Below are 26094 nucleotides of genomic sequence, written 5' to 3' on the forward strand. Positions count from 1 at the left end.
ATCAGTGTGCGATGATGTCCCGACCCAGCGGCCGCAACCGGGTCAGCAGACGACGCTGGGTTGCTGGCGCAATCCCCTCCTCGTCCATCGCCGCCGCCAGATCCTCGAGCATGGCCTGGAACTCGGATTCGGTGATACTCATGCCGGCATGGGCTTCTGCCATGCTGTCGCCTTGATATTGGCAGGGACCGCCACTTTCGGTACACAACTGCTCGATCAGTTGGATACGTAAGCGCTCGAAGTCTGCTTCAGCGAAGTGATGCACAATGCGCTGATCATCAGCAATCCGGAACAACAGCCCGTCAACCACCCGACTGATACCGGCAAGCCCACCCAGTTCGACAAACAAGCTGCCATCCGGCGGCTGCGGCTGCGACTCCGGTGGCCCGGATCGACACCCCCACAACGCCAACAGACTGATCAGGATGATCGCCAAAACACGCATTTTCGTTTCCCGCCTCCAATTCCGGACTGGACTCAAGCCCGTCAACCGTTAGCATAGAGCATCCCGTTCGCGTAATCAGGAGTTTTCATGAGCGCCTCCGCCGTTCGCCTGTCCGTACTCGACTTGTGCCCGATAGTACAGGGCTCAACCCCGGCTCAGGCCCTGCGCAACGCCCAGGCTCTGGCTCGCCATGCTGAGAACGAAGGCTTTCAACGCTACTGGGTAGCCGAACATCACAACATGACCGGCATTGCCTCGGCCGCCACCTCGGTGGTCATGGGCTACCTGGCGGCCAGCACCGAACGCATCCGCATCGGTTCCGGCGGCATCATGCTGCCCAACCATGCTCCGCTGCAGATCGCCGAACAGTTCGGCACACTGGAATCGCTGTACCCCGGCCGTATCGACCTGGGCCTGGGGCGCGCGCCCGGCACCGACCCGGCTACAGCCGCAGCCTTGCGCCGCGGTCGCGCCGACGGTGAAGATTTCCCCGAGATGCTGGCTGAGCTGCGAGCCCTGTTCGCTCCGTCCCAGCCTGGGCAGCGACTGCAGGCAGTTCCCGGTGCCGGGCTGGACATTCCCATCTGGCTGCTCGGCTCCAGCACCTACAGCGCCCAACTGGCCGGCAGCCTGGGCCTGCCCTTTGCCTTCGCCGGACAGTTTTCACCGGACTATATGTACGCCGCGTTGAACGCCTATCGCGACCACTTCCAAAGCTCGCCAGATCTGCAACAGCCCTACTTCATGCTTGGCATCAATGCCTACGTCGCCGAAAGCACCGAGCAGGCCCAGTTCCTCGCCAGTTCTCACCAGCAGGCCTTTCTCAACCTGCGCCGAGGCCAGCCCGGCCCACTGCCGCCACCCGTTGCCGACATCGACAGCCTGTGGCAGCCGCATGAGCGCCACATGGTCCTCTCGACCCTGGCCGGCACCCTGATGGGTGATGAAGCTACGGTCGCCAACCAGTTAAGCGACTTGCTGGAACGGACCGGGGTCGACGAACTGATCGTCAACTGCAGCATCTTTGATCAGGCGCTGCGCCGTGAAAGCTACAGCCGGCTTCAGAAGGTGGCCGCGAAACTCTAGCGCCCCCTTCCCAGCCAGCCACAACTCTGGTAAAAAGAGCGCCTGCCGAATTCCGGCAGCGCTCCCAAGCGGGTGTAGCTCAATGGTAGAGCAGAAGCTTCCCAAGCTTACGACGAGGGTTCGATTCCCTTCACCCGCTCCAGTAACTCATTGATATTAAAAACTTATCAGCTCAAAAATCGCTAGATTTCGATAAAGTGTCGAAAAGCGGATTTATTCCCCATGCCAATCCATTCGGCAAATTTCTGCCAAGGCATCAAAGAAAGTCGGGCATCCGACTAGCTTTTGAAGGTCAAGACCTTTCATATCCATCTGCTTTGTTCCACTATGTTCAGCATTAGCAGGCCTTGCTGAAGACCTTGAAGACCTACCCACAACGCGCCCTATGGCTGATCACAGGGAAGGTAGCGCCCGAAGGAATGGACATGGATGAGCATCTAAAACGACAAATCGAAAGCTTGAAACCAAGCATTGATGACGCACCAACCAGAGTACGGAAACAAAAGAACAAAAGCCCCATAGGTATCTCGACCATACTGGCCATCAGTTTGATAGGTGGCATCATTTATATGGGCGACAGGAACGGATGGGCCGACCACCTAAAGCAGCATATAGCGCCACCCACGGCAGGCATGAAGCAAGAACATGCACCTGTATCGGTAACAGACCAGAGAATAAACATTGGTGAAGCCTCCGAAGCTGCCAAAGATATTTACCTGGAACAAGTGAACAAGATGCTTCACCAGAGTACCGAATGGGGACTATGTGAGGCCTACAAGAGCAGCCAGTCGGAGCTAGGCAAGGCTATCAGGCAACAAAACTGCAAGCCTAACCCAGTAGCTGAAATTGAATGGATAGATAACACCACAGGAAACAGCTCTGAAAGACAAACGGTATTCACTGATGAGAACTATCGACCATCAGGGACAGTAAACACAATCAGAATGCCGAGACCTGAAGCTGCTCAGCAAAGCACACCTCAGCGTACACAGCCATATGTAACGGTAGTAAAGGAGACGAAGTTTAGCTGTGGACCATTCAGAGAAGGGTCACCAGAGTGCAGGCAGCATAAAGCAAGGATGCAACAGCACTGGCGAAGGGCATGCGATATCAATCAGAACTCACATGCATGTACACAAGCAAACCGCTATGACCTCAGGTAAATCACATTCAGCATGAGGCTGTCGAAGAAGTGTTGAACACACTTGCAGTCTGACTGCATCCGAACACACTCAGTCCGGCTCCTGACCACAGACACACTGTCATTATCCACCCCGATAGCTTAGTATTCACGGGTGTCTCTTGAGTAAATCACCCCCATGGGCCAGGCAGTGCACCCCAAAATGACAGCAGTCCCGCAACGGTCGATGACCAGGCTGGCTTTCGCCTGGCTGTTGCTGTGCGCCATGCTATTTGGGCTCAATGCCACGGCTCTGGGCGTGCAGGCTGGGGCTGGCAATGGCTTTGTCAGCCAGGCCGAACAACTGTTCTTTGCCTCGCATGCCGACAACATCCGGCTGATCAATGACACTCGGTCCACAAGCCCGACAAGTGATGGCTTGCCCGACCTGCTAGAGCAGGCCCTGATTGCCGCCCTGATCCTGACGGCACCGGCCCATCGAGCCAGCTTCCCTTATGTCACCCAGCACGCCAACCTCCCGGCAGCGGCCCACTACCTAAGACCCTCCCCACGCGCGCCCCCAGCAGTCTGATCCTCGCAGCTTTACCCCCTTTACGCGAATAAACGACGTCAACGTCGAGGATTAGTCATGAAATCATTGTCTTCACGGGCTGTTATCTACAGTCTGTTGATTCTGTTTGGGCTGCTGTGCGCCATGCCCAACATCCTGCCGACACAACTGTCACAGCGGCTACCGGCCTGGTACACCGACAGCACCCTGGCCCTGGGGCTGGATCTGAGTGGTGGCTCGCATCTGCTGTTGGAAGTCGATACCCAGGAATTGCTGATCAATGCCGAAAAGGCCCAGGGCAACGAACTTAGTGCTGCCCAGCGCCAGGCGCTGACCAGTGACGCGGTCGAGCGCAGCCTGGAGGTAGTACGGCGCCGGCTGGACGAAAGCGGTCTGGTCGAACCCAGCATCACCCGTCAGGGCAACGACGGCATTCTGGTACAGATGCCGGGCGTGGCCGACCCCAGCCAGATCCGCGAGCTGCTCGGCACCACCGCCAAAATGACCTTCCACTGGGTGGTCGATGGCGAGCGCCCCAACGGCCCGGTCATGATTGTATCGGGCGATGCCGAAGGCAGTTCCTACCGGCTTGAACAACGGGTAGCACTGGAAGGCAAACACATCAGCGATGCCCAACTGGCGTTCAACCCTGACAGCGGCCAACCGGTGGTTACCTTCAAGCTCGACAAGGACGGCGCCCGACGCTTCGCCGATCTGACCCAGCGTAATATCGGCCGGCCGCTGGCCATCGTGTTGGATGAGCAGGTCATTACTGCCCCAGTGATCCGCAGCGTGATCGCCGGTGGCAGTGGCGAAATCAGTGGCAACTTTACTTCCAGCGAAGCTAGCAACCTGGCATTGCTGCTGCGGGCCGGCGCCTTGCCTGCCCCGCTGAAGGTGATCGAGGAGCGCACTGTTGGCCCGGACCTGGGCAGTGATGCCATCTCCATGGGCATCAGCACCGGACTACTCGGCGCGGCTTTGGTGATCGGCTTCATGCTGGCGATCTATGGCCGCTGGGGCCTGATCGCCTGTGCCGGTCTGGCAGTCAATGTCGGGCTGGTTTTCGGCGCTCTGACCCTGCTCGGCGCAACCCTGACGCTGCCAGGCATAGCCGGGATTATCCTCAGCATCGGCATGGCGGTGGACGCCAATATTCTGATTAATGAACGCATCCGCGAAGAGGCTCGGCGCGGCAAGTCGGCGATGCTGGCCCTGCGTGAAGGCTTCGACCGCGCCTACGCCACCATTCTCGACTCCAATGTGACCACTCTGATCGCCGTCAGCCTGCTGTTCATGTTCGGCAGTGGGCCGGTGCGAGGCTTTGCCGTGACCATCGGCATTGGCCTTTTGACCTCGATGTTCACCGCCATTGCCGTAACCCGGCTGCTGATGGAGTGGCGGGTACGCAAGCACGGTCGCCGACCGCTGGTGATGTCAGGCATGCGGCTACTGGACTGGTTCAACGGTCGGCCGCTGAATGTGATGCGTGGACGCTTTTTCGGGATTGGCCTGTCACTGCTGCTGTCTCTGGCTTCGGTTGTGCTGTTCGTCAAACCCGGGCTCAACTACGGGATCGATTTCAGCGGCGGTACTGTGGTTGAGGTCAACGCGCCGGGAACAGCGGTAGACCAGCTACGCACTGCCCTGCAGCAGCAAGGGCTGGGCCAGGTAGCAATTCAGGAGTTCGGCGATGGTGGGCACTATCTGGTCCGGCTGCCACAAACCAGCGCAGAGCAGGTAGCCAGCGGCGCGCCGGTCGACACCCTGAAAAGCACCGTCCAGAGTCTCAGTGAGCAGGCCAGTTTCCCTCGGGTGGAAATGGTCGGCCCCAGGGTTAGCGGAGACTTCAGCCAGGCCAGTATTCTTGCCGTGCTACTCGCCGGCGCCGGGATGCTCGGCTATCTGTGGCTACGCTTCGAGTATCACTTCGCCCTGGCCGCAACCCTGACCATCGCCCTGGATCTGACCAAAACCATCGGTTTCTTCGCCCTGACCGGGATCGAGTTCAACCTGACGGCGGTAGCGGCGCTGCTGGCCTTGATCGGCTATTCGATCAACGACAAAGTGGTGGTATTCGACCGGGTGCGGGAGAACCTGCGACAAACACCGGACAAGCCATTACTGGAGTTGCTCAACCAGAGCATCACCTCGACCCTGACCCGCACGCTGTTTACTTCGGTGACCACCTTCCTGGCCTTGTTGCCGATGGCCATCGCCGGTGGCAGCGCGGTGGCCAGTTTTGCCCAGCCAATGCTGTTCGGGATTGTCATCGGCACCAGTTCATCAATCCTGATCGCCGCGCCGATCCTGTATTTCCTCGGTCAATGGCGCAACCGCCAAGGGCTGAGCCAGTTGCGACCCAGCGCCGAGGAACTGAAGAAACAGCTGGAGGCTATTCCCTGAAAACATTGACGGGCAGGTTCAACTGTTGAACCTGTCCGTCAGGTTGTGCAGATCGGCCGCCGTACGCTCCAGTGACTGCCCCCGATTACCGGTATCGCGGGCCATCTCCAGGCTCTGGTCAGCGGCTTGGGCGATCCTGCTGATCTGCTCGGAGATATCTTCGGCTACTGCGCTTTGCTCTTCCGCCGCGGCCGCCATCTGCTGAGTCATCTGCGAGATGCGCTCCATCACCGCGTCGATGCCACGCAGAGCTTCCTGGGTCAGAGTTACCTGTTCAACCCCCTTCTCCGCCTCAAGATCACCACTGCGCGCTACATCCACAGCCTCCTGGGCGCGCTGACGCAAATTGCCAATCACCGACTTGATCGACTCGGTCGAGTCGCGGGTTTTCTGGGCCAAAGCGCGCACCTCATCGGCAACCACAGCGAATCCCCGGCCCTGCTCACCGGCTCTTGCTGCCTCAATGGCGGCATTGAGTGCAAGCAAATTGGTCTGGTCGGCAATCGACTGGATCAGGCTGGCGGCGGTATTGATATGCTCGGTTTCCGCCGCCACGCTGGCGGCGGCCTGATTGATGCGCTCGACGGTCTCAGCCAGGGCGGAAATCGCCCGCAACGTCGTTTCGGCGACCTGGGTGCCATCACGTACCAGTCGCCTGGCGTTCTCAGCCTCGCCGGCGGTCTGCTGCACATGATTGGAGACTTCATGAATGGAAGCCGCCATCTCGTTCATCGCCGTAGCCGCCTGGTCCGCTTCCTGACGCTGGGCCTCCAGTGCCACCGTGGTACGGGTCGCCAGGCTACAGGCCTGACTGGCACCACTGCTGGTTTGCGCCGCATAATCGGACAGTCGCGTCAGGGCTGTGCGAATACGCGCAGCCTCGCTGATCAGCACCATGCGCAGGCGACCGATCATGCCATCATCATTGGCAAAGGCCAGTGCCGCGATCTCGTTATCAAACGCATTGGGAATACTGTGCATGGCCTCGGCCACCGCCCGCTCAGACAGCCACAGAGTCAGGTAGCCACCCAGCAATACGGCAATCGCCGCTACCGCTCCCAGCGGCCAGGTACCGCGCCAACCGATCACCAGCAAGGCAATCAGCGCAACAACCAGCGCCGGCACCAGTTTTTGCAGCAGATGCTGGGTTTCCAATACATGGCTGTGGGCCGGTTTGCCACTGCGAATCCGCTTGTAGAGTGCCTCGGCGCGCTGCACCCGATCACGAGCCGGCAGGGTGCGTACCGACTCGTAACCGATAACCTTGCCCTGCTCGACAATCGGCGTGACATAGGCCTCGACCCAGTAGTAGTCGCCATTCTTGCAGCGGTTCTTGACGATGCCCATCCAGGTCTTGCCGGCCTTGAGATAGGACCACATGTTCTCGTAGACCGCAGGCGGCATGTCCGGGTGACGGACAATATTGTGCGGGCTGCCAATCAACTCTTCGCGGTTGAAGCCGCTGATGGCGACAAATTCATCATTGCAGTAAACGATCTTGCCGACGGTGTCGGTGGCAGAAATCAGACGCTGCTTGGCGTCGAACGTCCTTTCGCGGTCAGTGACCGGCTGATTGTTGCGCATGGCGAGTTCCCTTCGTAAGCGACACTGTCCTCCAGTGTAGATCGCCTGTTACAACGCGCCAGCCGAGTGTCACTCCGGGCAGACAGCCGTCACGCAGGCATCACGCCGTTCGACCCATTTCAGGCCCACCAACAGCACAGCGCCCAGCAACATTACCGCCGCAGCGCACCAAAGTCCGATGGCATAGCCCCCAAAGCGGGTGGCCAGCACGCCAACCAGGGCCGGGCCGATAATCTGCGCAACGCCATAAGCCAGAGTCATGCGCCCCATCATGCGCGCCGGGCGTGTCGGGTAATAACGCCCGGCCATGGTCAGCACCAGGCTGACCATACCGATGAAGGTTGCGCCGAACAGCCAGGCCCCGGTCAGCGCTGCCCACAGGCTGTGGTGCAGCACCGGCAACAGGATACCCAGCACCTGCAGCAGCGCGGCCAGGATCAAGGCATTCAGCTCCCCCGTACGCCGCGCGACCAGATCCCAGAGAATGCAAGCCGGAGCCGCACCGATGCCAAGCAGCAGGAAAGCCAGATTGCCGCGCCCGCCCAGCCCCGGCAGTTGCTCGACGATGGCGACAATGAAAGTAGCACTGACCACATAGCCCACCCCGGTACAGAAATACGCCGCCATGAACACTTGCAAATACAGCCGGCTTGGCGGATTGTCGGGCATCGCCGCACCGGTGGTGGTCTTGCCGCTGGTATCCGGCGGCGGCAGCCAGCGCAGCGCCGGCACCGCCAACAACAGCCCGAACAGGGTCAGCATCAGCCATTGCTCACGCCAGTCCAGCCATTGATCGAGCAGACCAACCAGCGCTGCGCACAGGGCAATACCAAGCCCGATCCCGGCAAAATGAATGCCCAGTTCACTGCGCAAGCCGTGGCGCATCAGCCAGTTGAGAATCAGCGCGCTGCCCAGCAACATGCCAGCGGCGCTGCTCAGGCCAGCGACAAAACGCGACAACGCCCAGACCCATAGCTCGGTGCTAAGCGCCATGACCAGGGTACTGAGGATCGCGACCAGAATGCCCCAGCGATACAGCCGGTCTTTCAGGCGCAGGTCACTGATCAGCGAGGCCAGCAGCGCCCCACACAAATAACCGACATAGTTGATGGCCGCCAGCCAACCGGCGTCAGCCAGCCCCAGGCCAGCCTGGGACTGCATTAGCGGCAACAGCGGAGTGTAGGCAAAGCGCGCCACACCGAGCGTCAGCAATAAGCTGAAAATACCGGCGCAGAGCACTCGCAGACGTTGAGTGGCAAGTGTCATGGGGCGAGTATGCCGATCCCGACGCCGACTTGCCAGTAGACGCCAGTCGTATTCTCAGCAACGTTCCTCGCTCAGCTTAACCTCGAACATTGGCGCAGGCGACACCACCACTACCGCTGGTTTGTCCAGCAGTTGCTGCTGCAACTCACGGAGAGCTTCCAGTGATGAGCCCGGAAGGTCGACCTGGGTTGCGCTCGCTACGCAAAAATACTCCCTGCCGCCTTACCTGCGAAAGCCCGTTTCAGCGCTGCACTTCCGGCTCAACGATCCCCACCCGATCGACATGCTGGCGCCACAGCTGCTCGAGTTCTTTCACTTTTAGCGGATACTGTCCGGCCAGATCATGAGTTTCACCCCGGTCTTCTGCCAGATTGAACAGTTGCCATTGATAGGGTCGGTTCAGATCAGGAACCCGACCATCCGGCGCATGGGCTGAGCGTAACTTCCAGTCGCCGGCACGCACGTAGGCCTGAGCGAACATTTCACCGGCCAGCACCCGAGACTCTGCGTGTGAACTTCCGGTCCAGACCGGTAACAATGAAATCCCGGTAATGGGCGCTCGGGGCTGTCCCTGATACAGATTACCCGGATCAGCTATCCCTACCAGGGCGAGGAAAGTAGGTAGCAAATCATCAACTCGGGCTACGGCCTCCACCACCCGCCCGGGCTCGCCCTGATTCAGGCTGGCGGGAAGACGAACGATCGCCGGAGAACTGATGCCGCCCTCGGCCGTGGTCCCCTTGACCAAACTGAAAGGTGTGGCACCTACCTCGGCCCAACGATAACCATAATTGACGTTGGAACCACGCCGACCAATATTGCTCAGGCTGTTGTCAGTCAGCGCATCATCGGGTGAGTATCCACGCGCATGATCCTCACCGGCAGCCCCATTATCGGAAACAAAGATGATCAGGGTATTGTCATAGCGCCCGCCCCCCTTCAAGTAGTCGAACAGCCGACCGATATTGGCATCCATGTGTTCAACCATGGCTGCGTACACTTCCATTTTGCGCGCCTGGATGGCCTGTTCCTCATCAGTGAGTTCAGCCCAGCGCCGGGAAGGCACCTGTGCTGGCTCGGCGGCGACAAATCCCGAGGCAATCAGACCCCGCTCCTCCAGACGCCGCAGGCGTTGCTGGCGAATGGCCTCGTAACCCTCGTCATAGCGCCCTTGATAACGGTCGATGTAGTCATCCGGGGCATGCAAGGGCCAATGTGGCGCAGTGTAGGCCAACCAGGCGAAGAAGGGTTTGCCGCTGTCGGCATCAGCCTTCAGGTAATCGATCAGCCGATCCGTGTAGTAGTCAGTGGAAAAGAAGTCCTCTGACACCTCAACATCCTGGCCATTTTCACGGTAACTGACATTCTCCACTCTGACACTGCTGCCCGGCAGCGGTTGGAAGTGACTGGCCCCACCCTGTAACAGCACGAATGCCTGGTCAAAACCAAACCGATGGGGGTCTTGGGCCGGGTCGGTACCCAAATGCCATTTACCGGACATGAAGGTCGAATAGCCGGCATCCGCCAGCAAGCGGGGCAGACTATGAGCTTTATCGTTTATGTGCCCTTCATAACCAGGCTGCCCTTGCAGATGTGGTGCAAAAGGCAGCACCTCGGCCATGGTGCCCAACCCGACAAGATGGTTATCGGTACCAGACATCAGCATCGAACGGGTTGGCGAGCAGGTCGGTGCGACATAGAAGCTGGTCATACGCAGCCCCTCACTAGCCAACTGATCCAGATTGGGCGTGGCAATCTCACCACCATAACTGCCCAGATCGCTGTAACCCAGATCATCAGCCATGATCAGCAGAATATTGGGCCGTTCACCAGCGTGCCCCAGCCATGGCAATAGCAACAACGTCAAAGCGCACCATTTCAGCAGGAGTTCAGATTTTTTCATCTCGGCTCTCGTTTATTAGACTGAGCATCACTCGCCAGTCAGGCGCAACAACCGATCACTGGTAAATGTGCCGACATAGATATCACTCCCAACCTCTACTGCTACCGAAGCACCAGCCAGTACCCCGGGCCCGGTAGTGAACAGGACTTCATGGCCGACAGGCTCTGACGTTGTGTCCAGAGCTGAAACCGTGATGCCCATAGCACAGTGCTCGGTATGCTCAATGAAGCACTGGATGAACTCATTGACATCATTGATGCCTGCCCCTAGCAAGCGTCCGTCCTGCGCCCAACTGAGGTTATCAACCATGTACCCCACCGGGATCCGGCTCACCACCCGGTTGCTTTCCAGGTCGTACTGCCAAATTTCACTGGCCGTCCAGGCTGCAAACCAGGCGTGCCGGCCATCTTTTGATACTTGTATACCATTGGGGAATGGTGCCCGACTACCAGCCAGCTCAGTCAAAGGCTTGCCTGGTGCCCAAGTCATCAGGTAACCCGTTTCACGCCCGTCCAGTAGCTGCTCCAGCGCCATCGGTGGCTTCATACTTTCAGATTCAAACATCACGGTCGCCACGAAACCGCCATCGGGGGTCGCGGCCACATCATTGAACTTGCCCAGACCGGTGTTTTCCACGCAACCACGCCAGACCGCCGTCCAGCCATCCTGGATCGGCAGCACTTCGACAAACTCGATGGCTTCACGCCCATCATGATTGACCACCAGCAACTGCTGACGACCATCGGGACGCTCAGACAGGTGGATGCCGTGCGCACCCAGTGCTTGTGGCGGTGTCGGGCATGTTGCCTCTCCCCAGCCTGCTTCCGGCTCGACAGCAACATCCAGGTCACGGGCCTGATGAGTCTGCAGGTCCATGATGCGCAACCGCGGGCGATGCTGTCCGCCAAGACCCGGAGTGATACTCATGAACAGGTGACGTGCATCCGCGGCCAATTCCATATCTTCAGGCGGGGCAATACCACATACAGGCTCATAACCCGGACCTGGTTCACAGGGCGGCGCATCCGCTCCAGCCATCGTGGTAAACAGCAACGCCATTACCCCAATCGCAGGGTGCGCAGGACGGTTAAACATGGTCATTCCCCTTTTTGTCATTGTTAAGGCACTTGCAAGACCCTATCAGGACTGTACCGGCACGCCAGATAAACCAACTGAAAAGTGCATTCGCTTTAACGCCAATGAAGCCTTTGCCAAGGCTGTCTAGCATGGGGACACAGACTACTACCACAAGGCCAGGGGCTTGCTCCTGACCCAGCTGGAGCCACGAATGAACAACTCAGCCCCACTTATGGACCCCCGTCAGTTCCGCCGTGCCCTAGGCAACTTTGCCTGCGGTGTGACCATCGTTACCGCCTGTGGACCCAATGGCCGCAAGGTCGGCGTCACAGCCAACAGCTTCAACTCGGTATCGCTGGAGCCCCCGCTGATCCTCTGGAGTCTGGACAAGCGTTCAAGCGCTTGGAATACCTTCAAAGACGCCAGCCACTTTTGCGTCAACATCCTGGCTTCGGACCAGATCGAACTGTCCAATCACTTCGCCAGGCCACAAGAGGACAAGTTTTCCGGCATCAGCCACCTTGAAGGCCTGGGCAAGGCACCAGTATTCGAAGGCTGCTCCGGCAACTTCCAGTGCGCCAATTACCAGCAGATCGATGGCGGCGATCACTGGATCATGATCGGTCAGGTAGAACACTTCGAAGACTTCAGCATGGCGCCTCTGGTTTATCACCAGGGTGGTTACGCCATGGTCCTGCCACACCCACGCGGACGCCGTCCGGAAACGGGTACCAAAGTCTGCGAGTCTTCTGACCTGCTGCACACCCGGTTGGGCGACAACCTGTTCTATCTGATGATTCAGGCGGTAAACGCCAGTCACCCGCGCTTCGTCCAGCAGCACCTGGCTTTGGGCATGCGCAACAGTGAGTCGCGCCTGCTTATGGTGCTCGACAGTGCGCCCAATGCCAGTCTGGCCGATTTGCAGCAGGCAGTATCGATGCCTGTCCGTGAAGTCGAGGACGCACTGGCGACCTTGCAGGCCAAGGGTTTCCTGCAGCTTGACGACGGAAAACGACAGGTAACCCCAGCCGGTCACAGCATGCTCGAACAACTCTGGAATACTGTGCGCAAAGCCCAGGAAGAGCTTTTCAGCGAGCTCAGCGAGGGTGAGCTGGAGGTATTCAAGAAAGCATTGAAGCTAGCCATGGCGGCACGCTGAAGACAGCCTGCATGAGCCACCGACCTGCGGTGGCCCAGGCCATTCCTGCGTTTATTTTTCGGCCACCACTCGGTTCTCGATGTAGCCCAGGCCTTCCACCTCAATCCGCACCACATCATCTACAGCGAGAAAGCGCTTAGGATCGAATCCAACACCAACACCCGCTGGCGTCCCGGTAGCCAGGATATCACCCGGCTCCAGGGTCATCACGGTCGAAAGATAAGCAATCTGCTCCCAGATGTTGTAGATCATGTCGCCGGTATTGGTTTCCTGTCGTAGTTCACCATTGACCCAGCAGCGCATCATCAGGTTGTGCGGGTCTGGAACCTCGTCGGCAGTTACCAGCCAGGGGCCAATCGGTCCGTGGGTATCGAAGGACTTGCCCAGCGTGAAAGTCGGGCTGCGCATTTGCCAGTCACGCACGCTGACATCGTTGCAAACCAGATAACCGGCAACTACCGAAGCGGCCTCAGCGACTGACACATGCCGACAGCGCTTGCCAATCACCACCCCCAACTCAGCTTCGTAATCCAGCTTGTCCGACACTTTTGGCATCTCGACCGGATCAAAGGGACCGTTCAGACAGGACACCTGCTTGTTGAACCACAACTGTGATTTCGGAATGGGCACACCATTACGTGCGGCTTCTTCGGCATGAGCCTTGTAGTTCATACCGATGGCCAGATATTTCTGTGGATCAGTCACCGGCGGCAGCAACCGGATCTGCGTGAACTCCAGCGCTTCATCATCAACCTGAACACGCTCAACCTGTGCCAACACCTCGGCCCCTGCCGCCAGCAATGCTGCCATGCTGCGCGGCAGTTCAGGCAAAACCTGATTCAGGGGAATCACCCGCTCACCAACGACCTTGCCCAGCCCACGCTGCCCAGCATATTCATAGCTCACCAGTTTCATCTAGCGCCCTCATGCATCATCGTCATCCAGTAAAAAAGGGAGGCCGCAGCCTCCCCTACCGATCCAAGACTGCCTCAATGCTTGATGAAGTCAATCACCAGGCGATTGAAGGGCTCGGCATGCTCCCATTGGGCCCAGTGACCGCACTGGCTAAACACATGCAGCGTGGAGTTAGGAATCATGTTGAGGAATTTCAGACTCCAGTCAATCGGCACGAAACGGTCGTCACGGCCCCAGGTAATCAGGGTTTTGTTGGGAATCTTGGGCAGCTCATTGGTGTAATCACCCAAATTGAACTGACTCATTTCCACACTCTTGAGGAAGTTAGGCAGGTGATGAGCATTTTCCATCATAGCCTTGTAACGCAGCTCAATCAGCTCATCTGTCAGCGCACTGGGATCATACACGAATACATCCAGCATCCGGCGCAGGCTTTCGATCGACGGGTTCTTGTAGACATCGAACAACAGCTTGATGCCTTCCATCGGCAGCGGCGTGAAGATGCTGGTCTTGCCCACCCCGCCAGCCCCCATCAGGATCAGTTTGCCGACCCGCTCGGGATGCCGAGTGGTGAGTGCCAGGGCACTGCCACCGCCCATCGAATTGCCGACCAAATGCGCCTTGTCGATATCCAGCGCATCCATCAGTTGCAGAGTGGCGCGACCGTTGACGTCAAAGCGCGGCTCACCGGTAACGATCGAATCGGATTTCCCCCAGCCCGGATAGTCCGGCAGAATCACCCGATAGCCGGCCTCCACAAAGGCATCGACATTACGATGGAAGTTGGCCCAACCGGTAGCGCCGGCTCCTGAGCCATGCAGCATGATGACCACTTCATCACCGCTGCCGGCCTCGTTGTAATGCAGCTTCCACTCTTTGGTCTGTACAAACTTGCTGGTGTTTTCTTGCGTGTACTGGCTCATTGTCGTTTTCCTGTGTGTGCGCAAATAGGTAAATACTGGGGTCAGGCCTGTTGCTGCTTGAGCAGATCCAGTGCCACATCGACGATCATGTCTTCCTGACCGCCGACCATACGGCGCTTGCCCAGTTCGACCAGAATGTCGACGGTCTTCAATCCATACTTCTGGGCCGCCACTTCCGAGTGACGCAGGAAGCTGGAGTAGACGCCGGCATAGCCCAACGCCAGGGTTTCACGGTCGACCCGTACCGGACGGTCCTGCAGCGGACGCACGATATCGTCAGCGGCATCCATCAGGGTGTAGAGGTCAGTGCCGTGCTCCCAGCCGAGGCGCTCGGCGGCGGCAATAAAGACTTCCAGCGGTGCATTACCGGCACCGGCGCCCATACCAGCCAGGCTGGCGTCGATGCGGTCACAGCCCTCTTCCACTGCGGCAATGGAGTTGGCTACGCCGAGGCTGAGGTTGTGGTGGGCGTGCATGCCGGTCTGGGTTTCAGGTTTGAGTACGTCTTTCAGCGCGCGGAAACGATCACGGATATCCTGCATGCCCATGGCGCCGCCGGAGTCGACCACATAGAGGCAGGTGGCGCCGTAGTCTTCCATCATCTTCGCCTGCTGAGCCAGGCCCTGCGGGGTCTGCATGTGGCTCATCATCAGAAAGCCGACGGTGTCCATACCCAGCTTGCGTGCGTGCTCGATGTGCTGTTTGGATACATCGGCTTCGGTGCAGTGGGTGGCGACGCGGACGATGCGGGCGCCGGCGTTGTAGGCGTTATCCAGGTCGTGGATGGTGCCGATACCGGGCAGCAACAGGGTGGCGATCTGTGAATGGGTGACCACTTCAGCCACTGCTTCGATCCATTCCAGGTCGGTGTGCGCGCCAAAGCCGTAGTTGAAGCTGGAGCCTTGCAGGCCGTCACCGTGGGCGACTTCGATCGAGTCGACCTTGGCCTGGTCCAGGGCACGGGCGATGTCCTGGACATTCTTGATCGAGTACTGGTGGCGGATGGCATGGCTGCCGTCACGCAGGGTGACGTCAGAGATATAGAGTTTCTTGCCGGGATTGAAGGTCATGATGGTCTCCTCAGGCCTGGGTCATCGACTGCGCCATACGCTCGGCGGTAGCCAGCGCAGCGGAGGTCATGATGTCGAGGTTGCCAGCGTAGGCTGGCAGGTAATGGGCAGCGCCTTCGACTTCGAGGAAGATCGAGGTTTTCAGCCCGCTCAGGTGACCAAGGCCGGGGACATTCAGCGGCTGGTCTTCGGGGATGACGTCGAACTGCACCTTTTGCTTCAGGCGGTAGCCGGGTACGTAGCTGTTGACGGCCTGGACCATCTCTTCCACCGAGGCCTCCACCGCGGCCTGGTCAGCCAGTTCGCTCAGTACATAGACGGTATCGCGCATGATCAGCGGCGGCTCGGCCGGGTTCATGATGATGATTGCCTTGCCACGTTTGGCGCCACCGATCACTTCAATCGCCTTGGAGGTGGTTTCAGTGAACTCGTCAATGTTGGCGCGGGTACCCGGGCCGGCTGACTTGCTGGAAATCGAGGCGACGATTTCGCCGTAGTGCACCTTGGCCACCCGCGAGACCGCCGCGACCATGGGGATGGTGGCCTGGCCACCACAGGTGACCATGTTGACGTTGGTTTCGTTGATATGTTGCTCAAGGTTCACCACCGGCACGCAGTAGGGCCCGATGGCCGCTGGGGTCAGGTCGATGATCCGCAGGTCCGGCTTGTGGCCGCGCAGAAACACCTCGTTGTGCCGGTGGGCACCGGCCGAAGTGGCATCGAAGATAAAGTCGATGTCGGCAAATTCCGCCATCTTGACCAGGCCATCCACCCCTTCATGGGTGGTGGCCACGCCCATGCGCGCAGCGCGCGCCAGGCCATCGGATTCGGGGTCGATGCCGACCATCGCGCCCATGGCGATATGCTCGCTGTTGCGCAGGATCTTGATCATCAGGTCGGTGCCGATGTTGCCCGAGCCGATGATCGCGGCTTTCAGTTTCTTGCTCATGTTTATGCCCTCGTTGGGGTAATACTTGTTCTGTTGTGGTGGCTGGCATTGCCTGCGCCATGGATTGCTTCGCTACGCTCGCAATGACGCTGGAGGACTCCGTAGCACTTCACCGTCATTGCGAGGGCCATAGGCCCGTGGCAATCCAGTCAGGAGCCCGGCTGGGCTCAGGTCGCCAGCCATGGATTGCTTCGCTGCGCTCGCAATGACGACAGAGAGACCGGTAGCACTAGCTCGTCATTGCGAGGGCCGCAGGCCCGTGGCAATCCATTCAGCCAAAGCGCACGCTGGCGCCGCCAATCCCCGCCAGGTGCATACGCAGGTTGTCGCCGGCGGCCACCGGCACCATCGCCGACAGCGCGCCAGACAGGATCACCTCACCGGCTTTCAGGCCCATGCCCAGTTGCCCCAGGGTGTTGGCCATCCAGGCCACCGCGGTGACCGGTGAGCCCATGGTCGCGGCACCTGCACCGGTACCAACCACCCGGCCGTTTTTCTCCAGCACCATGCCGGTGCTGTAAAGGTCGAGTGTGCGTGGATCAACCAGCCGGTCGCCGAGTACGAAAACACCGCAAGAGGCGTTGTCGGCCACGGTGTCCTGAATCCGGATCTGCCAGTCACGAATACGCGAGTCGACGATCTCGAAGCAGGCCATGACCCCTTCGGTTGCGCGTAATACATCGGAGGCGGTCACACCCGGGCCGGTCAGGTCGCGTTTGAGAACGAAAGCAATTTCACCTTCGGCCTTGGGCTGGATCAGGCGGCTCATGTCGATGCTCTCACCCTGGTTGACCACCATGCGGTCGGTGAGCTGACCGAAGTCCGGCTGATCGACCTTGAGCATGTCCATCACCGCCTGGCTGGTGACCCCGATTTTCTTGCCGATGATCCGCTCACCTGCTTCCAGGCGACGGGCAATCAGGTGTTGCTGGATGGCATAGGCATCCTCAATCCGCAACTGAGGAAAGCGTTCGGTCAGCGGTGCTACCATGCGAGCATCGCGCAACGCTGCAAACAGTTCGTCGCCGAGTTGATCCAGATTAGGGGTATCAGTCACAAGCCTTCTCCTGAACATTACTTTCAAGCGGTTGAACGCACTGGGCGATAGCCTCACGTCCAGCATTGGCACAATCCATGTCTTCTTCTTCGCTGGCCCCAGATACCCCGATTGCTCCCACCAGTCGATCACCAAGCAGCAGTGGAAAGGCGCCACCCATGGCAATGATGTCCGGACGCAACATCAGGTTCATGCGGATACGCTCGCTAGCGCTGTCAACCATGTCAGCCAGCGTGCTACTGGGCAAAGCGAAGGACGCTGAAGTGCGAGCCTTGTCGATGGCCAGATCAATGCTGTGCCAGGGCGTACCGGACACTCGTGCAAAGGTGAGCAGATGGCCGCCCGAATCGACTACGGCGATACTGACCTGCAGCGCCCGGCTAATGGCATAGGCGACTGCTGCATCCATCGCCGCTTGCGCCATTTCAAGCGGCAGGTCACCACTACGAATCCGTGGCAAGGGAATTCCGTTGCCGCTCATACCGGCACCTCCTGCTCTCGACTAGCCTTCTGCTCAGTGTCAGCCGACACCAGGTCGGAGCTTTTCTCTGGAGTTGAAGTAGCGTTCTCACGCCCCTGTGGGAAGTGACGGGGCTGCAGCAGGAAGCAAGCCAGGGCCGGCACCAGCACCAGCGCCACCAGCATGTTGCAAAGGAACATGAAGGTCAGCAGCAGGCCCATGTCAGCCTGGAACTTGATTGGGGACAGTACCCAAGTGATCACGCCCAGCGACAATGTGATCCCGGTAAACACCACCACTCGCCCGGTAAAGTTGAGTGCATGAAAATAGGCCTCTGACAGAGTGGAGCCACGCTTTAGCCAGAACAACATCACACTGATGATGTAGAGCGCGTAATCCACACCGATGCCTACCCCCAACGCCACGACAGGCAGGGTAGCTACCTTGAGCCCCATACCCAGCTTGACCATCAAGGCTTCAGCCAGGATCGAGGTCAGCATCAGCGGCAAAATAGCGCAGACTGTCGCTCGCCAGGAACGGAAGGCGATCAGACACAACAGGCTCACCGCAAGGTAGACGCCAATCAGCATCTGCGTATTAGCCTGCTTGACCACAATATTGGTGGCGCTCTCGATCCCGGCATTGCCAGCGGCCATCAGAAAGCGGACCTCGTCGCTGTTGAACTGATCGGCAAAGCTGCCAGTAACACTCACAACAGCATTGAGCGTGTCGGCCTTGTGGTCCTTGAGGAACACATAGATCGACAGCAGATCGCAGGTATCGTTGAACAGCTCTCGCGGCGAGCGGTTGGCGGCGGCATTGATCATCGCCTGGTTTGGCGGCAGCTCATTCCATTTGAGCAACCCTTCATTCATCCCGACGTTAACCCGACGCGCCACCCCGGCGATCGAACTGGTTCCATCCACCGCAGGCAACTGGCGCAGCCGCCATTCGAGTTCTTCGACCTTGCGCAGCGTTTCATAGTTGACGCATTGCCCGGTCTCGGTTTCAACCATGATCACAAATACATCGCTACTGGCCTGGTAGTTGCCGATGATGAAAGCGTTGTCTTGGTTGTAACGCGAGTCGGGCCGCAGCTCCGGAGCGCCAGGATCAAGGTCGCCAACCTGCAGATCCTGACTGGTCCACAAGGCCCAGCCGCCCAGCATCAGCGCATGCACCAGGGCGAAGACCGCCATGCGTGGCTTGGTGAAAAGATCCAGAATCCGCATGAACGCCGGTGTACTGGCCGAGTTGTGCTGAATGTTCTGCTCGGCATGCAGGCGACGCTCGGCAGCCCTGGCCGAGACACCGGTATAGGACAGCAGGATCGGCAGCAGGGCCAGGTTGGTGAACACCAACAGTGCCACCCCCAAACTGGAGATGATTGCCAGGTCCTGAATCACCGGAATATCGACCAACGTCAGGACGGCAAACCCCACTGCATCGGCCAACAGAGCTGTCATCCCCGCAGCGAACAGGCGGCGAAAGGTATAGCGTGCTGCGATCAGCCGATGAGTACCCCGACCAATGTCCTGCATGATGCCATTCATCTTCTGCGCACCATGACTGACCCCAATCGCGTAAACCAGGAACGGCACCAGAATTGAGTAGGGGTTCAGTTCGTAGCCCAGCATCGGCAGAACGCCAAGCAGCCAGACCACGCCGGTCAGGGTGCAGCCTTGGACCACCAAAGTACTGCGCCAGCAGCGAGTAAAGCGCAGCAGGATGAAGGTGGAGATGAATACGGCGAAGGCAAAGAACACCAGCATGGCATACAGGCCGGATATCAGATCGCCCATAACTTTGGCAAAACCAATGATATGGATGTCCACGCCCTGCGCTTCATAACGCTCGCGGATCTGCTCCAGAGCATCGGACAATTCCTTATAGTCCAGAGCCTCGCCGGTATTGGGATTAATATCTAGCAGCGGCACCAGAATAATGCTGGAGCGAAAGTCCGGCGCAACCAACTGGCCGATTTCGCCCGACAACTCGACATTGCCACGTAGAACCTCAAGATCTGCTGCCGAACCACTGAATCCATCCGGCACCACAGTGCCACCGTCAAAGCCGTGCTCGGTAACACCTTGCCAGCGGGTCAGAGGCGTCCATAACGACTTCATGAAGGCGCGATCAACCCCAGGCACCAGATACACCTCGTCGTTGATCTGACGCAACAGTTCCATGTAATCGGCACTGAAGATATCCCCTTGGTGCTCTTCGGGTAACGCTATGGCAATACGCAGAGCATTGGCCGAGCCTTTGAGTTCTTCGGCATGCTTGAGGTAGTTGAGCACGAACGGATGGCTGGCCGGGATAGTCTTGAGAAAGCTGGCATTGAGTTTGAGCTGACTTGCTGACACGATGAACACCGCTGTCAGCAAAGCACAAAGTGCGATAACCCAGCCTCTATAATTGAACAGTAAGCGTTCGAGACGATTGCCCGAATACTTGTCGAAGTCGGCGAGGGATGCGATGGTTTCGAACCCGTCAGATACTTTTTTACCCATGATAGTTACCTTGCAATGGCCTACTGCGCTTTAGCGCAGCCCTTCGGGTTTGAACCAAGTGATGCCGCGCTGCCCTACCGCCAGGACCCGGCCGTCAGCGATCGGTAACAATGCGGTAAAGGGATACTGACGTTCAGGCCGCACGCGACTGAAACTATGGCCGTTGTCATCGCTGAGCCAGCCAGTTCCGGAAACATCAGTAATCAACACCCGGCCATCGGGCAGTCGGGTACCAGCAGTCAGGCTTTGCGTAGCGTCAAGCATTACCGGTTGCCAACTCTGACCGGCATCGGAAGAACGAAACAGGTGACCGCGCAGACCAAAAGCCAGCAAGTTGCCGTCCCTGGTGTCAGTCAGGGCAAAGAAGCTGCCCTCATAGGGCTCATCGAGGTTATGTGCATGTCCTTGCTGATCAAGGCGAAACAGCCCACCCATTTCCCCAGCGATGTAGAGCCCATCGTCATGCTCCAGCAGATAATTCAGATGCCGCTCCGAGGTAGCCTCCAACACAGCTGAAAGCCCCTGCCAGCTCTGACCACCGTCGCGAGTCATAACCGCCATGCCAAAGGCTCCAACCGCCAGCGCCTGGCTGGCACTCTGGCAATGGATCGCAAGCAGTGGCTTGTCTGCCCCATCCTCGACCAGACGCTCGGCGCTCATCACCAACTGAGGATCACGCGCCTGGGCATCCTTGAGTAGCGCCGCAGCGACGCCATTGCCATCCAGCTGCAAGTTCCAGGTCTCCCCACCATCAGCGGTAGCCAGAATGGCCCCCCTGTGGCCGGTGGCCCAGCCATTTAGCTCGTCAGCGAAACACACGGCAGTCAAGGTCACACTGACCGGCACCGAGGCCTGACGCCAGCTGTTGCCTTCGTCGTCGGAGAGAATGATATGACCGCGTTCACCCACGGCAACCAGGCGCTGTCCGGCCCGGGTAAGATCAGCCAGCATGGTTCGATGAGCCAGCTCGGTTGCGACTGCGGGTTTGTTGAGAGTATCCGGCAGCACGCTCGCAAGGACGGAGCCACCGGCCAGAGGCTGCAGTAGTGACAGCGTCAGCAGGCAGGCCGCAGTTTTCAAGGACTTGTTCACCTGAGCACACTCCGCTCGTGGTTTGTTGTTATCAGCGCCGGCGTCCGCCTAAGCGGACGCCGGCGAAGTGCCAGGTTAGCGGCCGCTCATCCGCAACAGCGATTGCGGCGAGAAGTAGCTTTCCGAGCGGCGGTTGACCATCTTGAACTGGTCTCCGGCAATGTCGTTCCCCATGGCACAGTTGTAGACCCAGGCCTTGGTCCGGTGGTCATGGAAGAACCCATTGCAATAATTGACCGTGGCCGGAATATCCGGAGCCACAAACGGGGTGGTCATTGCTGTACGCCACAGCGTTCCTTCGGCGTCCCAGCCATCCAGAATCGCAGTTCCCCAGTTGTCTTCACTGAAATAGAACTTGCGCTTAGGCACCGCATGACGGCTACCCGGTTTGAGATTGGCCTCGACCTCCCAGACCCGGTGCAATTCCCAACGCACATGGTCTGGATTGGCGTGGCTACGGCCGAGTACTTCAGCGTCACTGTTGGCCAACAGCGCGTTGTTGTTGTACGGAATGTACATTTCGCGCTTGCCAATCAATTTCCAGTCGTAGCGCTCCGGCGAACCACCGCCACCAAAGGTCTCATCAACGAAGTTGACCCCGGAAGCCACGACGTTGGGGGTATCGAAGTTGATACTCGGAGCCTGACGTACCCGACGCTGACCGACCAGGTACTGCCACAAAGTCCGGCCCTGGGCATAGTCGAGCACGTTGTGCACCATCAGCGCTTCACCGGCCCGGAATGCTGGTTCATAGGCCAACTGGATAGCCAGCATGTAACGCGGATTCGAGACGCTTGCATCCCAGGCGCCATCCTTGTAGAAGTAGGGATATTGGCCATAGTCCACTGCAGCTGTAGCCAGGATGCGCCGACCTTCAGCGGTCGTGGTCCAGACCTGATACTTGGTATCTGTCGCCTCGCCACGCCATTGCATCTGGTGGTTCCAGTACAACTCAATCCCAGTTTTCGGAATCGGGAACGGCACACCACCATAGGCACCACGTACGGTCAGCCCATCGTTTTCCAGGGTCGCCTCAGTGGCATTGCGGAAGGTGTTGTCGTAAACCCATTGCGGCGCGGCAGCAGTACGGCGGGTCGGATACACATCAATACGGAAACTGTCTGGATTGTCGCGGAACAGTTGAACAATACCATCGGCCAACTTGTCCTGATGTTCTGCCAGATTGGCCGCCGTAATCGAGAAAAGCGGCTGATCGCCAGCGAACGGATCAAAGTTGCGGTAACCATTGCGAAAATCTGCCGGCACCTTGGTGTAGCCACCATCCCAGGCAGGGATGCTGCCGTCGGCATTACCGGCACGTTCGGCCCCGAGCGGGGTCAGGGTTGTTTTCAGTTGAGCCGCTTCCTGCGGACTGACCGCAGCCAGCGCAGAGCTGACGCCAAGCGCCAACAGCGATGCACAGAGGACGGAACGATGAATATTCTTGTTATGCATGGTCTGAACCTCAGAACGTGTAGGATGCATTCAGGGAGATGAAATCGCGGTCGCCGTTGGTCTGCTTGTAGGTCTTGACCCCGGTTACAGCCCCGATCGCCGGTACAAACTCAGGACGGCTGGTACGGTCGCTCGGACCATAGAAGCCGTTGTAGCTCAGAGATACTGTCACCCGCTTGAGATACTCAGCCGAGACGCCGACGTTGAACCCGCCCCCTTTGGCCTGACTGAAACCACCAACGGCCGAAGAACGACCATCCAGGCCATAGCTCACACCCATGGGCACCGAGAGATCAACGCCATCGAATACCTGGAAGTAGGTTGGAGTGAACACCACACGCATGGCGGTTGCGTCACGGGTGTTGTTTGGATCCAGCCACTCGCGATTTTTGGTGACACTCAGAGTACGGTTCCAAGCAACCTCACCCAGCAAGGCGGCGGTATCCCAGAACTGGCCTTTGGGCAGAATGGTGATCATGTTGATTTGCGCATGAGCGGTATTACCCACGGCATACAAAGGATTGCTACGGTTGTCACGATTGCCTGCCAGATCGGTCACAGTCAGGCTGACCAGCGGTGCATTGCGACGGGTAGAAGCCTCAAAGCCTACGTTGGCAGAACCAATCCCCCGGTTGGCACTGAAACCGTAGGCCTTGATGTCTTCCGGGAATACCAGCATGTATTCGCCAACCACCAGATCACCCACCTGCCCTGGCTGAGGTGGCCCCGCGAATGGACGGGTCTGCACCTGGAAGTTCTTGTCGTGGTAGCGAATCGCGTACAACCCAAACTCGGTACCGATCTGATCAGCCCGGTAGCGCAGTTGCATACCCCACTGGCCAGAGTCGCGCGCCTCAATATCCTTGGTACGGTACAGCGAAATCTGCGGATCGCCGGCAACCGCCAGAATCCGCTCACCACCACCATCAAGCAGGTCGGCGGGGCTGAAATAGCTGCCAGCAGCAGGAATACGGGTACGTTCCCACTCCAGTTGGTAATAGGCACCCACCGACAGCGCTGGGGTCAGTTGCAGCTCACCCGACAGTTGCTTGACCGGCAGCACTAGTTCCTTGAACTGGGAATTTGGTACCGACAGCGCCTGGATCGCATTGATCGGCATCATGCCGCCAGCGATACCATTGTTGCCAAAAAACAGGCTTTCGCCGTACAGCAGAGAGTGCTGGCCGACACGCACCACACCCCAGATGTCGTCAGTCAGGTCAAAATCACTGTAAACAAAGGCGTCACGAATCTCCGCATCACGGCCATGCAGATCGCGCGTTTCCTTGGTGAACTCGTTGTAACGAACGCTCAGACTGTTGGCGGTACCTGGATTGTCGTGGTCATTTCTGCGGTTGTAGACACGGTCATACCAGGCCGCGCCGCTCACGCGCGCGCCCATACCGCGGTAGTTGACGTCAAATTCGGAGAACAGGTCGAGACGGTTGTTGATCATCGAACCCTTGTCGAAGTTGCGGTCGCCATCATCCAGCGTCGGATCAGCAATCAACCGGTTCATCTGATCTTTCACCCGCCAGGCGGCGGTGTATTTGACGTTGGTATCCAGCCGTACTCGCAGGTCGGAATTACCGGTGTCAAACTGAAAAGCCTGCGCGGGCAGCGCAGTGCAGAGCAAAACGGCAGCACTCAATGCAGAAAGCGTAAAGGTCTTGTTCAGACTTTGGTGAGACATGAAGCACCTCAAAGGGGCGTTAGCCCGCCTTTTATTTTTATTTCCGTGGTAGCGGCCTGGTGCCCGCCACCACGGTACCAATGGGGAAAACCCCCAAACTCAGACTCAGCCGTTAAGTGAGACCGGCTCCAGACCAAACACCATGGGCGGCAGCTGCTGTCCCAGCAGATAGGCTCCGAGCATGCCCGCGGTATCATCGGCGTTCTGGGTGATATGGTTGGAAGCGGCGATCACGTCGCGCAGGATGCGCTGCAGCGGATTGCTGAGATAAATACCGCGGGCCGAAGTAGCCTTGAACAACAGCATTACAGCTTCTTCACAGTCACGCCCGACGCGGGCAATATCCAGCATGTGATGAACGCGGTCATAGTTCGGCACCAGTTCCCGGCGCTCAACGATTTCGGTAGTCTCCGCCATCATCTGCAGCAGACGGGCACGTGCCGAGCGTACCCGCACCACGGCGTTGCCAAGGCGATCCTTGACATACGGGCTCAGCGCCGCGCTGCCACCATCGGTGGTATTGGTGCGCACGCTCATCTGGCGGATGTACTCGTCGATCCCGCCCTGCGCCATGCCGACGATCAGCGCCGATACAGCGCCGAAGAAGATCTGGTTGAACGGATACAGATAAGCTGTGCCACGCTCATCGTAGTGGTACTGGATCAGGCTGTGGGCACGGTGATAGGGAACAAAGCTTTCCTTGACTACCAGGCTCTTGCTACCAGTACCGGCCAGGCCGAAGGTGTGCCAGTCATCCTCGATGTCGTAATCGGTCGCAGGCACCAGCATCGACAGACGGTCGATGATATTGCCCTGGGCGTCGCGGCGCAGGCCGCCCAGAAATGCCCACTGGCCATGGTCACAACCACTGGACGTTTTCCAGGTGCCGCTGATCAGGTAACCGCCTTCAACCTCTTCAACCTTGCCGAAGGGTGGGTACGAAGAAGCGATGATGGTCTTGTCATCTTCACCCCAAACATCCTGGCAAGCCTGATCTGGCATACTGCCGAATTCCCACTGATGCACACCAAGGATCATCATGTTCCAGGCACTGCTGCAGCAGCCACGGCCCAGCTCCATCAACACCTTGTAGAACACCGCCGGGTTCATTTCCCACCCCCCGAACCGAGCAGGTTGGAGAATCTTGAAAAATCCGGCATCAACGAAGGCGCGAATGGTTTCTGCCGATACCATGCGGTTCTTCTCGACTGAGTCGGCCTTCTCCAACAGCATCGGGATGAGATCCCGTGCACGCTGCAGTAGCTCGGCTTCGGAAGGAACGCTACCGGCCTCAAGGGCATTTTTTTTCAGAGCATTAGTCATGTTGGATCTCGCTTTTGTTGTTGTCTG

Annotated in this window: 21 protein-coding genes and 1 tRNA gene; 6 read left to right on the forward strand and 16 right to left on the reverse strand. The window is 58.5% G+C overall.

Features of this window, described 5'->3' with window-relative positions:
- Position 1: 1 nt before the first annotated feature.
- Positions 2-445 carry a group I truncated hemoglobin gene (locus BVH74_RS16275; protein ID WP_080051120.1) on the reverse strand — a complete coding sequence of 148 codons (444 nt, stop codon included), beginning with the start codon at positions 443-445 and terminating at the stop codon, positions 2-4.
- 87 nt (positions 446-532) lie between these two features.
- Between BVH74_RS16275 and BVH74_RS16280 the strand changes: the two genes are divergently transcribed.
- From BVH74_RS16280 to secD, 5 genes are all read left to right on the forward strand, one after another.
- Positions 533-1531 (forward strand): LLM class flavin-dependent oxidoreductase, encoded by a 999-nt coding sequence (locus BVH74_RS16280; RefSeq protein ID WP_080051121.1) that lies wholly within the window; start codon positions 533-535, stop codon positions 1529-1531.
- A gap of 68 nt (positions 1532-1599) precedes the next feature.
- A tRNA-Gly gene (locus tag BVH74_RS16285) sits at positions 1600-1673 on the forward strand.
- Positions 1674-1956: 283 nt separating this feature from the next.
- The gene (locus tag BVH74_RS16290) at positions 1957-2694 is read left to right on the forward strand and encodes a hypothetical protein (protein WP_080051122.1); all 738 of its coding nucleotides are present in this window, start codon (positions 1957-1959) and stop codon (positions 2692-2694) included.
- A 204-nt stretch (positions 2695-2898) separates the two neighbouring features.
- The gene (locus tag BVH74_RS16295; protein WP_155121737.1) at positions 2899-3243 is read left to right on the forward strand and encodes a hypothetical protein; all 345 of its coding nucleotides are present in this window, start codon (positions 2899-2901) and stop codon (positions 3241-3243) included.
- Between the two features lie 57 nt (positions 3244-3300).
- Positions 3301-5628, forward strand: a complete 2328-nt coding sequence (gene secD / locus BVH74_RS16300; protein WP_080051124.1) for a protein translocase subunit SecD — start codon at positions 3301-3303, stop codon at positions 5626-5628.
- Between the two features lie 18 nt (positions 5629-5646).
- Here secD and BVH74_RS16305 read toward each other — a convergent pair whose 3' ends face one another.
- The 4 genes from BVH74_RS16305 to BVH74_RS16320 all read right to left on the reverse strand — a co-directional run bounded on the left by BVH74_RS16305 (position 5647) and on the right by BVH74_RS16320 (position 11476).
- Positions 5647-7212: a methyl-accepting chemotaxis protein gene (locus BVH74_RS16305; RefSeq protein WP_080051125.1), complete on the reverse strand. Its 1566-nt coding sequence runs from the start codon at positions 7210-7212 to the stop codon at positions 5647-5649.
- Positions 7213-7281: 69 nt separating this feature from the next.
- A complete protein-coding gene (locus BVH74_RS16310) occupies positions 7282-8478 on the reverse strand; it encodes a YbfB/YjiJ family MFS transporter (protein WP_080051126.1) in 1197 nt (398 codons plus the stop codon).
- Positions 8479-8719: 241 nt separating this feature from the next.
- A complete protein-coding gene (locus BVH74_RS16315) occupies positions 8720-10381 on the reverse strand; it encodes an arylsulfatase (protein ID WP_080051127.1) in 1662 nt (553 codons plus the stop codon).
- Positions 10382-10408: 27 nt separating this feature from the next.
- Entirely contained in the window at positions 10409-11476 is a 1068-nt protein-coding gene (locus tag BVH74_RS16320; RefSeq protein WP_177344545.1) for an SMP-30/gluconolactonase/LRE family protein, read from the reverse strand.
- 193 nt (positions 11477-11669) lie between these two features.
- Between BVH74_RS16320 and BVH74_RS16325 the strand changes: the two genes are divergently transcribed.
- Complete coding sequence (locus BVH74_RS16325) at positions 11670-12617, forward strand: p-hydroxyphenylacetate 3-hydroxylase reductase component (RefSeq protein ID WP_080051129.1); 948 nt, start codon at positions 11670-11672, stop codon at positions 12615-12617.
- Between the two features lie 51 nt (positions 12618-12668).
- Here BVH74_RS16325 and BVH74_RS16330 read toward each other — a convergent pair whose 3' ends face one another.
- From BVH74_RS16330 to BVH74_RS16380, 11 genes are all read right to left on the reverse strand, one after another.
- Positions 12669-13532, reverse strand: coding sequence for a fumarylacetoacetate hydrolase family protein (locus tag BVH74_RS16330; RefSeq protein ID WP_080051130.1), 864 nt, complete (start codon positions 13530-13532; stop codon positions 12669-12671).
- Positions 13533-13606: 74 nt separating this feature from the next.
- Entirely contained in the window at positions 13607-14455 is an 849-nt protein-coding gene (locus BVH74_RS16335; RefSeq protein ID WP_080051131.1) for an alpha/beta fold hydrolase, read from the reverse strand.
- Positions 14456-14496: 41 nt separating this feature from the next.
- Positions 14497-15525: a 4-hydroxy-2-oxovalerate aldolase gene (gene dmpG, locus BVH74_RS16340; RefSeq protein WP_080051132.1), complete on the reverse strand. Its 1029-nt coding sequence runs from the start codon at positions 15523-15525 to the stop codon at positions 14497-14499.
- 10 nt (positions 15526-15535) lie between these two features.
- Entirely contained in the window at positions 15536-16474 is a 939-nt protein-coding gene (locus BVH74_RS16345; protein ID WP_080051133.1) for an acetaldehyde dehydrogenase (acetylating), read from the reverse strand.
- A gap of 271 nt (positions 16475-16745) precedes the next feature.
- Positions 16746-17531: a 2-oxopent-4-enoate hydratase gene (gene dmpE / locus BVH74_RS16350; protein WP_231705531.1), complete on the reverse strand. Its 786-nt coding sequence runs from the start codon at positions 17529-17531 to the stop codon at positions 16746-16748.
- Entirely contained in the window at positions 17524-18012 is a 489-nt protein-coding gene (locus BVH74_RS16355) for a GlcG/HbpS family heme-binding protein (RefSeq protein WP_080051135.1), read from the reverse strand. The genes dmpE and BVH74_RS16355 overlap by 8 nt, the downstream gene beginning before the upstream one ends.
- The gene (locus BVH74_RS16360; RefSeq protein ID WP_080051136.1) at positions 18009-20504 is read right to left on the reverse strand and encodes an efflux RND transporter permease subunit; all 2496 of its coding nucleotides are present in this window, start codon (positions 20502-20504) and stop codon (positions 18009-18011) included. The genes BVH74_RS16355 and BVH74_RS16360 overlap by 4 nt, the downstream gene beginning before the upstream one ends.
- Positions 20505-20534: 30 nt before the next feature.
- Positions 20535-21596: a WD40/YVTN/BNR-like repeat-containing protein gene (locus BVH74_RS16365; protein WP_155121738.1), complete on the reverse strand. Its 1062-nt coding sequence runs from the start codon at positions 21594-21596 to the stop codon at positions 20535-20537.
- 75 nt (positions 21597-21671) lie between these two features.
- Positions 21672-23051 (reverse strand): DUF1329 domain-containing protein, encoded by a 1380-nt coding sequence (locus tag BVH74_RS16370; RefSeq protein ID WP_080051137.1) that lies wholly within the window; start codon positions 23049-23051, stop codon positions 21672-21674.
- A 10-nt stretch (positions 23052-23061) separates the two neighbouring features.
- Entirely contained in the window at positions 23062-24744 is a 1683-nt protein-coding gene (locus BVH74_RS16375) for a DUF1302 domain-containing protein (RefSeq protein WP_080051138.1), read from the reverse strand.
- 105 nt (positions 24745-24849) lie between these two features.
- Positions 24850-26067, reverse strand: a complete 1218-nt coding sequence (locus BVH74_RS16380) for an acyl-CoA dehydrogenase family protein (protein WP_080051139.1) — start codon at positions 26065-26067, stop codon at positions 24850-24852.
- Positions 26068-26094: the final 27 nt, after the last annotated feature.

Source organism: Halopseudomonas phragmitis (assembly GCF_002056295.1).
In the GTDB taxonomy this organism is placed as follows: domain Bacteria; phylum Pseudomonadota; class Gammaproteobacteria; order Pseudomonadales; family Pseudomonadaceae; genus Halopseudomonas; species Halopseudomonas phragmitis.

Coding starts and splice junctions, on each gene's coding strand:
- BVH74_RS16320 (WP_177344545.1), bottom strand. CDS start 11,476: ATGTTTAACCGTCCTGCGCACCCTGCGATTGGGGTAATGGCGTTGCTG.
- BVH74_RS16345 (WP_080051133.1), bottom strand. CDS start 16,474: ATGAGCAAGAAACTGAAAGCCGCGATCATCGGCTCGGGCAACATCGGC.
- BVH74_RS16380 (WP_080051139.1), bottom strand. CDS start 26,067: ATGACTAATGCTCTGAAAAAAAATGCCCTTGAGGCCGGTAGCGTTCCT.
- BVH74_RS16275 (WP_080051120.1), bottom strand. CDS start 445: ATGCGTGTTTTGGCGATCATCCTGATCAGTCTGTTGGCGTTGTGGGGG.
- dmpG (WP_080051132.1), bottom strand. CDS start 15,525: ATGACCTTCAATCCCGGCAAGAAACTCTATATCTCTGACGTCACCCTG.
- BVH74_RS16310 (WP_080051126.1), bottom strand. CDS start 8,478: ATGACACTTGCCACTCAACGTCTGCGAGTGCTCTGCGCCGGTATTTTC.
- BVH74_RS16325 (WP_080051129.1), top strand. CDS start 11,670: ATGAACAACTCAGCCCCACTTATGGACCCCCGTCAGTTCCGCCGTGCC.
- BVH74_RS16315 (WP_080051127.1), bottom strand. CDS start 10,381: ATGAAAAAATCTGAACTCCTGCTGAAATGGTGCGCTTTGACGTTGTTG.
- BVH74_RS16375 (WP_080051138.1), bottom strand. CDS start 24,744: ATGTCTCACCAAAGTCTGAACAAGACCTTTACGCTTTCTGCATTGAGT.
- BVH74_RS16295 (WP_155121737.1), top strand. CDS start 2,899: ATGACCAGGCTGGCTTTCGCCTGGCTGTTGCTGTGCGCCATGCTATTT.
- BVH74_RS16330 (WP_080051130.1), bottom strand. CDS start 13,532: ATGAAACTGGTGAGCTATGAATATGCTGGGCAGCGTGGGCTGGGCAAG.
- BVH74_RS16280 (WP_080051121.1), top strand. CDS start 533: ATGAGCGCCTCCGCCGTTCGCCTGTCCGTACTCGACTTGTGCCCGATA.
- BVH74_RS16335 (WP_080051131.1), bottom strand. CDS start 14,455: ATGAGCCAGTACACGCAAGAAAACACCAGCAAGTTTGTACAGACCAAA.
- BVH74_RS16355 (WP_080051135.1), bottom strand. CDS start 18,012: ATGAGCGGCAACGGAATTCCCTTGCCACGGATTCGTAGTGGTGACCTG.
- BVH74_RS16305 (WP_080051125.1), bottom strand. CDS start 7,212: ATGCGCAACAATCAGCCGGTCACTGACCGCGAAAGGACGTTCGACGCC.
- BVH74_RS16290 (WP_080051122.1), top strand. CDS start 1,957: ATGGATGAGCATCTAAAACGACAAATCGAAAGCTTGAAACCAAGCATT.
- secD (WP_080051124.1), top strand. CDS start 3,301: ATGAAATCATTGTCTTCACGGGCTGTTATCTACAGTCTGTTGATTCTG.
- BVH74_RS16370 (WP_080051137.1), bottom strand. CDS start 23,051: ATGCATAACAAGAATATTCATCGTTCCGTCCTCTGTGCATCGCTGTTG.
- BVH74_RS16360 (WP_080051136.1), bottom strand. CDS start 20,504: ATGGGTAAAAAAGTATCTGACGGGTTCGAAACCATCGCATCCCTCGCC.